Origin of the sequence: Photobacterium rosenbergii, assembly GCF_033022775.1 — a bacterium.
In the GTDB taxonomy this organism is placed as follows: domain Bacteria; phylum Pseudomonadota; class Gammaproteobacteria; order Enterobacterales; family Vibrionaceae; genus Photobacterium; species Photobacterium rosenbergii_A.
In genome coordinates, this window is the sequence record NZ_JAWJZI010000029.1 from 25,803 (window position 1) to 33,271 (window position 7,469).

8 protein-coding genes are annotated in these 7,469 nt (G+C 53.2%); 5 read left to right on the plus strand and 3 right to left on the minus strand.

From position 1 onward, the window contains the following. Positions 1–32 precede the first annotated feature (32 nt). Both R2X38_RS25640 and R2X38_RS25645 read right to left on the minus strand, forming a co-directional pair. A complete protein-coding gene (locus R2X38_RS25640) occupies positions 33–1,109 on the minus strand; it encodes an AI-2E family transporter (RefSeq protein WP_317525190.1) in 1,077 nt (358 codons plus the stop codon). Positions 1,110–1,116: 7 nt separating this feature from the next. Next, on the minus strand, positions 1,117–1,344 hold the full coding sequence (locus R2X38_RS25645; RefSeq protein WP_317525191.1) for a sulfurtransferase TusA family protein: 228 nt from the start codon (positions 1,342–1,344) through the stop codon (positions 1,117–1,119). A 183-nt stretch (positions 1,345–1,527) separates the two neighbouring features. Between R2X38_RS25645 and R2X38_RS25650 the strand changes: the two genes are divergently transcribed. From R2X38_RS25650 to R2X38_RS25665, 4 genes are all read left to right on the plus strand, one after another. Beyond that, positions 1,528–2,982: a M48 family metalloprotease gene (locus R2X38_RS25650; RefSeq protein WP_317525192.1), complete on the plus strand. Its 1,455-nt coding sequence runs from the start codon at positions 1,528–1,530 to the stop codon at positions 2,980–2,982. A 130-nt stretch (positions 2,983–3,112) separates the two neighbouring features. After that, the gene (gene arsC, locus R2X38_RS25655; RefSeq protein WP_317525193.1) at positions 3,113–3,463 is read left to right on the plus strand and encodes an arsenate reductase (glutaredoxin); all 351 of its coding nucleotides are present in this window, start codon (positions 3,113–3,115) and stop codon (positions 3,461–3,463) included. A gap of 15 nt (positions 3,464–3,478) precedes the next feature. After that, positions 3,479–4,060 (plus strand): NAD(P)H:quinone oxidoreductase, encoded by a 582-nt coding sequence (wrbA, locus tag R2X38_RS25660; protein WP_317525194.1) that lies wholly within the window; start codon positions 3,479–3,481, stop codon positions 4,058–4,060. A 4-nt stretch (positions 4,061–4,064) separates the two neighbouring features. After that, positions 4,065–4,490 carry a DUF2069 domain-containing protein gene (locus R2X38_RS25665; protein ID WP_317525195.1) on the plus strand — a complete coding sequence of 142 codons (426 nt, stop codon included), beginning with the start codon at positions 4,065–4,067 and terminating at the stop codon, positions 4,488–4,490. A gap of 71 nt (positions 4,491–4,561) precedes the next feature. Here R2X38_RS25665 and R2X38_RS25670 read toward each other — a convergent pair whose 3' ends face one another. Continuing rightward, complete coding sequence (locus R2X38_RS25670; RefSeq protein ID WP_317525197.1) at positions 4,562–5,782, minus strand: DUF2066 domain-containing protein; 1,221 nt, start codon at positions 5,780–5,782, stop codon at positions 4,562–4,564. Between the two features lie 294 nt (positions 5,783–6,076). Here R2X38_RS25670 and R2X38_RS25675 point away from each other — a divergent pair, with 294 nt between their 5' ends. Then, positions 6,077–7,330 (plus strand): uracil-xanthine permease family protein, encoded by a 1,254-nt coding sequence (locus R2X38_RS25675; protein WP_317525199.1) that lies wholly within the window; start codon positions 6,077–6,079, stop codon positions 7,328–7,330. Positions 7,331–7,469: the final 139 nt, after the last annotated feature.

Consider the following 7,469-nt stretch of genomic DNA (forward strand, 5'->3'; position numbering starts at 1 on the left):
CGGCCTTTTTCATGGGTAAAATTCTCTTACCGCTACTCTTCCAAGTGCTCGTCAGGTGGCAGCTCTGTAGACGGCAGGGCATTCCACACCGCCTTGACCAAGGTCGCCAGCGGGATAGCAAAGAACACGCCCCAGAATCCCCACATACCACCAAACACCAGTACCGCGACGATGATAGCCACCGGGTGGAGGTTGACCGCTTCCGAGAACAGGATCGGTACCAGTACATTACCGTCCAGCGCCTGGATAATGCCGTAGGCCACCAGCAGCCACCAGAACTCAGGGCTGATCCCCCACTGGAACAAGCCGACCATCGCCACTGGCAGAGTGACCGCAGCCGCACCGATATAAGGGATCAATACCGAGAAACCGACCAATACCCCAAGCAATACGGCGTAGCGCAGATCCATCACGGCAAAGGTGATGTAACTAACGATACCAACAATAAAGATTTCGGTAACCTTGCCGCGAATATAGTTAGAGATCTGCTGGTTCATTTCCGCGCCAACCTTGCTGGTCAGGCGACGGTTCTTTGGCAGCAGGCCACTGAGGATTTCCAGCATTTCTTCCTTGTCCTTGAGCAGGAAGAACACCAATAACGGCACCAGAATCAGGTAAACCGCCAACGTCGCTAGGCTGACCAATGATGCCAGTGAGCCCTTCACCACGCTCTCGCCCATCCCAAGCACTTTTTCACGCAGCGTGATCATAAAGGTCGACACCTGGTGGGGCTGGACAAAGTCAGGATAGCGCTCAGGCAGGCTGGACACATAATTCTGCAAGCCGTTGAACATATTTGGCACGTCGGCAATCAAATTGCCGACCTGGTGCCAAATGGTTGGCACCAGACCGAATACCGCCATCACCATCAGGCCAGCAAAAATAAACAGCACCCCCATCACGGAAAGCGTTCTTGGTAGCCCCAAACGGGTCAGCTGCATCACCGGCCATTCAAGCAGGTATGCAAGGACAATTGCCACCAGCAATGGTGCAATCAGGTTGCCGAAGAAGTAGATCGTCAGGAAGCCACCCAACAGAATAGCTACCAGGCTCACGGCGTGGGGATCGGAAAAACGTCGCTTATACCAGCGAGTCAGCATGTCCAGCATAAATTGTTTACTGCCTTTTGGTCACAATAATTTCAAGTACCTGTTGGGTGTCCAACCGTACATCAATAAAAAAGCCATGGTTCGAGAGGTAGCGGGGAATATCCTGCCTGGCCCCTGTGTCAGTGATATGAATTTCTAGCTTGTCGCCCCCATTAAGCGTCTGTACTGCCCTTTTTGCCAATAGCAGTGCCATTGGGCAGCGTTCCGTCGTCAAATTAAGCAATACAGGTTCCATTCCGGTATACTGACAAATATCATCCATCAGGTTATTGTAAAGGACATTCGAACGACAAAAAAGAAACCTGTCAAAGGTTTCGCTGTCTGACCTTGGTGAAAAACAGCGTTATTCAGGAAAGATTTAGCCTCGCAGTAGTGCGAATGCAGGAACACGCAACAGAAGGCGGTATCAATTATTACTATGTTTCGATTTGCTAAGGCGCCAGCCTATCTTCTCATCAGTGCATTACTCGGCACTAGCATTGCGGCTCCGGCCAATGACTTAAGCAGCCTGCCCGACATCGGCACGGCAGCGGCGGCGACGCTCAGCATTGAAAAAGAAATGGAATACGGCGATGCCTACATGCGAATGATCCGCGCCAGTATGCCGGTGATCAGCGATCCGTTACTGTCAGAATATATTAGTGATCTTGGCCACCGCCTGGTAGCCAATGCCAACGATGTCCGTACCCCGTTCAACTTTTTCATGATCCAGAACCGGGACATCAATGCCTTCGCATTCTTCGGTGGCCATGTCGCAATCCATTCCGGATTGTTTCTCCATGCCAAAACTGAAAGTGAACTTGCCTCGGTGGTAGCGCACGAAATTGCCCACGTCACCCAGCGCCACCTTGCCCGCAGTATGGAAGATCAGGCTAGGAAATCACCGGCCACATTGGCTGCACTGATCGGCTCCATGATGCTGGCGATTGCCTCTCCGGAAGCGGGGATCGCCGCCATCCATGCCACCACGGCAGCCTCTGCACAGGGCCAGATCAACTACACCCGCAGCAACGAAAAAGAAGCCGACCGTATCGGTATAGCCACGTTGTCCAAAGCCGGTTTTGATGTACAGGCCATGCCTCGCTTCTTTGGCCGTCTTGCCGACCAGTACCGCTATGTCAGCACGCCGCCACCTATGCTGCTGACTCACCCATTGCCGGAGTCGCGTATTACCGACAGCCGCAGCCGTGCAAACCAATTCCCGGCCCGCCAAGTAGCAACATCGCAGCGCTATCAATTGGCCAGATCGCGTATCGTCGCCCGCTATGCCGGTATTGATAGCAGCGCGGCGCTTGATTGGTTCGAGCGTCAGGAAAAAAGAGGCAATGCGGTGACCAAAGATGCCGTCAACTACGGTAAGGCACTGGTGTATATTGATTCTGAGCAATACGAAAAAGCCCATGCCCTGCTTGGTCCGCTATTGGCTAAAGAGCCGAATAACCGCTTCTATATCGACTCGGCTACCGATCTCGATCTGCACCAGAAAAAATACGACCGGGCCATTGCGCGCCTGGAAGCGGCACAAAAAGCCAATCCGAACAACAAAGTCTTGCGCCTTAACTTAGCTAATGCGCTGCAGGAAGCGGATCGCAACAACGAAAGTATCCCGATCCTCACCCGCTATACCTATGACAACCCGGAAGACCCCAACGGTTGGCACTTATTGGCACAGGCACAGGCCGCCAATGGCCGCCGTGATGCCGAGCTAGCTGCCAGGGCCGAACTGCTCGCACTTCGCGGGGCATGGGAAAAAGCTATCCAGATGTATATCCAGGCAAGCCAAATTGTCGAGGTCAACTCGCTGGACCAAGCCCGCTATGATGCACGAATAGATCAGCTCCGGCTTGCCAGACAGCGCTTCGCCAATCTCTGATCGCGCTCTCAAAGAACCGCGGACATAGCATTCCTTCTTGATGACAGCTGTTCTACAATGGGGCAACATCATCAAAACAATTGGTAACCGGCGTGACTACCACGCCGGTTACTCTTAAGAAGGAAGTTTCATGTCAGTCACCATTTATCACAACCCTCGTTGCTCAAAAAGCCGCCAGACCCTTGCCCTCCTTGAAGAGAAAGGGATCAGCCCTGAAATCGTCAAGTACCTCGACGACACCCCTTCTGCCGAGCAGATCAAAACGCTATTGAGCCAACTAGGCTACACCTCAGCCCGTGACATGATGCGTACCAAAGAAGCCTTGTATAAAGAGCTGGAGCTTGGCGGTGCCGACGTCACCGAACAACAGCTGATCGACGCGATGGCAGCCAACCCGAAACTGATCGAGCGCCCTATCGTGGTCAACGGTGACCGTGCAGCCATGGGCCGCCCGCCAGAGCAGGTGCTGGATATTCTATAACCCGGTAGGCGACTTATGCATAGCATCCTCGTTCTCTATTACAGCCGCCACGGCTCGACCCGCCAGCTTGCCCGGCAGATTGCCCGAGGCATCGAGCAAATTGCCGGCTGCGAGGCAGTACTGCGCACCGTTGCCGACCTCGGTGCCGATGGCCAGCTAGAGACGGATACCTCAGGTGATCCGCTCGTCACCAAGGCGGATCTGCAGCAATGTTCTGGGCTTGCTCTTGGCAGCCCAGTCCGGTTTGGCAATATGGCTGCGCCACTCAAACATTTTATCGACTCAACCAGTGCCGAATGGCTAAGTGGTACCCTGATTGGCAAACCCGCTTGCGTGTTTACCGCTTCATCATCGATGCACGGGGGGCAGGAGACTACCTTGCAGTCGATGATGCTGCCGCTACTGCACCACGGTATGTTGATCGTCGGCCTGCCCTATTCGGAGCCAGCACTGCATACAACCAATACTGGAGGGACTCCCTATGGCCCTTCGCACCTCAACCACGAACAGTCCCGTCAGCTGAGCACAGAAGAGTGTGAACTGGCACAGGCTTGTGGCAAACGGCTGGCCGAAGTCGCCTGCAAACTACAAGGATAGTGCCATGACCGTCATGCAGAAAAAAACACGTATGCTGCGCTACAGCGCCGTGTCCGCCAACCTTGGGCTATTGGTGTGGGTGGCCCTTTGGCAGGCCAGCCTGTCACCACACCCACACCTCAATAACATGGTAATGGCCGCGGTGTGGATAGCTCCGCTGCTGCTTCCGCTCAAGGGGATCTTGGCGGGTAAACCTTATACCCATGCCTGGGCCAACTTCATCCTGATGTTTTACTTCCTCCATGCCCTGACAATCCTCTGGGTCGATGGCGGTGAGCGCTGGCTGGCGCTGGTCGAACTGGCACTGACAACAGGCGCCTTTATGGCCAATATTTTGTTTGCCCGCCACCGTGGCAGGGAGTTAGGGCTCAAGCTGAAAAAGCTCTCTCAAGTAGAGAAAGAAGAGAAGGCTCGCCATGAAGGCCAGTAGCCTTCTCGGAGGCTCGCCCAAACAAAAACGGTGGCCTAGGCCACCGTTTTTTCATCAGATTTTCATCTAACTTACAGCGCCACCGCACTGGATCCCGTCGTAGACCAACTAAACACCGTCGCTTGCTTGGCAGGTTTGGTTTCAATGTCGCTGCCTAGCTGCTCGGTACCCGACACATCAACATCCGCCGGGCTGTCTGCTTCTGGGCTAGCAGGCTGGGAAGCATCCGTTGCACGGATCAAGCCTTCAGGCTGAGGGGCCGATTCCAGCGTCTCGCCCAGCGGAGCCGTCACAGCAGACAAACGGCTGTCCTGGCTCAGCTCGCGCTGGAACACGTCCTCGGTGCTCAGCAGCTGAACGGTAAACTCCACACGATCGCCCTGAATACGGTAAGCATTCACTGCAGCCACTGAAGTCAGGTTGGTGATCAAGCGCTCTAGGGTAAAGAAATCTTGCGATGACTGAATATTCTCAACCACGACGGCTAATTGGCCGCTGGCATCACCACCAAGTGGCACTGCATATTTAGCCCCTAGGATGTCAGCCATGCTATCGACCATCTGGCCAACCGTTGTCACCGTTTCACCGCTGTTACGACCTTCAGATGGAGTCACCTGATTGCGTGCCAGTTGCTCGACATTGCCGCTGTACAACTGCCAGTTAAGGGCAACTTGTTCGCCATCTTGTTTGCGGGCGCGGACCACAAGCACAGCTTGTGGCTGATAGCGCTGACTCGCTGTCGCGATAGGCTGGACAAAACCGCCCCAAATATCCGGAGTACTGATAGCCGTGACATCTTCAAAGTCACCGATTGGCATCATTACCGGTACGCCACGACGATCGCCTTCAGTCTGGATAAGCTTAGCCAAATCGTTATTGGACTGATCCCAGATAATGTTACGGCTGCGGTTGGCATCTTCCACCAACCACACCAGCACACTCGGGCGCTGTTCGCTCCAGAACGTTGAGTTCGCTTGGGTCAGTAGGGTACGGATACGGCTGCGATCGAACGTCAGTAGCAAAGTACGCTGGCCATCTCGGTTGGCATAGCTAAACTGACTCACGTATTGATTACTGCTGCCCAGCGCCTTAGCAACAACTTCGTTTTCAACAATGTTGCTCTGCCCCGATACCTTGATCAGAACCTGTTCCAGAGCCTGCTTCCTGGCTACTTGTTCGGATTGGCGATCCGTATCAGGCAAGGCAACCTGCGCCTGATAGAGGTTGGTCACCGTGGCGGCCTTCAACGGCAGAGCCAGCAGGGCCAAAAAAAGTAATGCAATACGCAACATAAGGTACTCGTTATCACTAAAGTTAATGCCCGATCATAAATTGAACATATCTTGCGGGGCAACTGCTTCCCACATAAAAAATCCATTCAATTGTATTTTTTTGTTCCTAACTTTCTTATAAGTTTTTTCTTTATGACAATAATCAACGTCAAAGTTCTGTCAGATTTCATTATGTACATCACAAAATTATGCTGAGATCCCTTTTTGGCAAATTTTGCCCAATACCCTTAGGTAAACGGTTGCCTCTGTGCTAACATTCCGCGATTTTTTTTACAGACAGGGTGGAAATCAACCATGATGCAGATTTTACAGGGTGCCCAAATGCTTTTCGTTGCATTTGGTGCATTGGTTCTGGTACCGCTTCTTACCGGACTGGATCCCAACGTTGCCCTCTTCGGTGCCGGTATCGGTACCCTCCTCTTCCAAGTCATCACCAAACGCTCCGTCCCTATCTTCCTCGCCTCCTCTTTTGCTTTTATTGCCCCGATTATGTATGGCGTACAAACCTGGGGGATCCCTGCGACCATGGGCGGCCTGATGATGGCCGGTGTGATCTACGTGTGCATGGGTGCCATCATTAAGGTACGCGGCGTAGCCATTATTCATAAGCTACTGCCACCGGTTGTTGTTGGCCCGGTGATCATGGTTATCGGCCTTGGTCTGGCGCCAGCAGCAGTCAACATGGCACTGGGTAAAACCGGCGACGGTGCGGTGCAGCTGGTCAACGGCGATGCTGCCTTATGGATTTCGGCAATTTCCCTGTTAGTCACCATCGGCTTCAGTGTTTTTGCCAAGGGCTTCTTCAAGCTGATCCCGATTATGGCGGGTATTGTGGCCGGCTACTCGGTCAGCCTTGGTTTCGGCGTTGTCGATTTCACACCAGTCCAACAAGCGGCTTGGTTGGCACTGCCGAACTTCACTTTCCCTGAGTTCAACATCAACGCCGTGCTGTTCATGATCCCGGTGGCTATTGCCCCAGCGGTAGAGCACGTCGGGGATATGCTGGCTATTTCAAATGTAACCGGTAAAGACTACCTGAAAAAACCCGGTCTGCATCGTACTATGGCCGGTGACGGGGTCGCGACCATGGCCGCTTCGATGTTCGGCGCACCACCAAACACCACTTATTCTGAGGTGACCGGTGCCGTGATGCTGACTAAAGCCTTCAACCCAGTGATCATGACTTGGGCAGCAGTGACTGCATTGGTACTGGCATTTGTTGGTAAGCTAGGTGCCATTCTACAGACCATCCCAGTACCGGTAATGGGCGGTATTATGATCTTGCTGTTTGGTTCGATTGCCACGGTTGGCCTCAACACCCTGATCAAAAACCAAGTGGATCTGCACAAGGCGCGCAACCTAGTGATTGTGGCGGTAACACTGGTGTTTGGGATCGGTGGTATGGCTTTCGGTATCGGCGAGTTCAGCCTGCAGGGTGTAAGCCTGTGCGGTATCGTGGCAATTCTGCTGAACCTTATCCTGCCGGATGACCTTGGTGAGAATCACGTGGTCGATAACGCCCAGATGGAAGAAGCCGCTGACAAATAATCGATGAACCAATTAACCGGGCCTTAGGCCCGGTTAAAGATGACGTTGAGCCCATAAAAAAAGGTTCTTCTCGGATTAGCGGGAAGCAGATACGAAAAACGGTTGGATACGTTATTGTGTAATCGCCAAACAACACTAT

Bases quoted from the DNA above. Each gene is read 5' to 3' on its own strand.
- R2X38_RS25640 (WP_317525190.1), bottom strand. From the start codon at position 1,109: ATGCTGGACATGCTGACTCGCTGGTATAAGCGACGTTTTTCCGATCCC.
- R2X38_RS25645 (WP_317525191.1), bottom strand. From the start codon at position 1,344: ATGGAACCTGTATTGCTTAATTTGACGACGGAACGCTGCCCAATGGCA.
- R2X38_RS25650 (WP_317525192.1), top strand. From the start codon at position 1,528: ATGTTTCGATTTGCTAAGGCGCCAGCCTATCTTCTCATCAGTGCATTA.
- arsC (WP_317525193.1), top strand. From the start codon at position 3,113: ATGTCAGTCACCATTTATCACAACCCTCGTTGCTCAAAAAGCCGCCAG.
- wrbA (WP_317525194.1), top strand. From the start codon at position 3,479: ATGCATAGCATCCTCGTTCTCTATTACAGCCGCCACGGCTCGACCCGC.
- R2X38_RS25665 (WP_317525195.1), top strand. From the start codon at position 4,065: ATGACCGTCATGCAGAAAAAAACACGTATGCTGCGCTACAGCGCCGTG.
- R2X38_RS25670 (WP_317525197.1), bottom strand. From the start codon at position 5,782: ATGTTGCGTATTGCATTACTTTTTTTGGCCCTGCTGGCTCTGCCGTTG.
- R2X38_RS25675 (WP_317525199.1), top strand. From the start codon at position 6,077: ATGATGCAGATTTTACAGGGTGCCCAAATGCTTTTCGTTGCATTTGGT.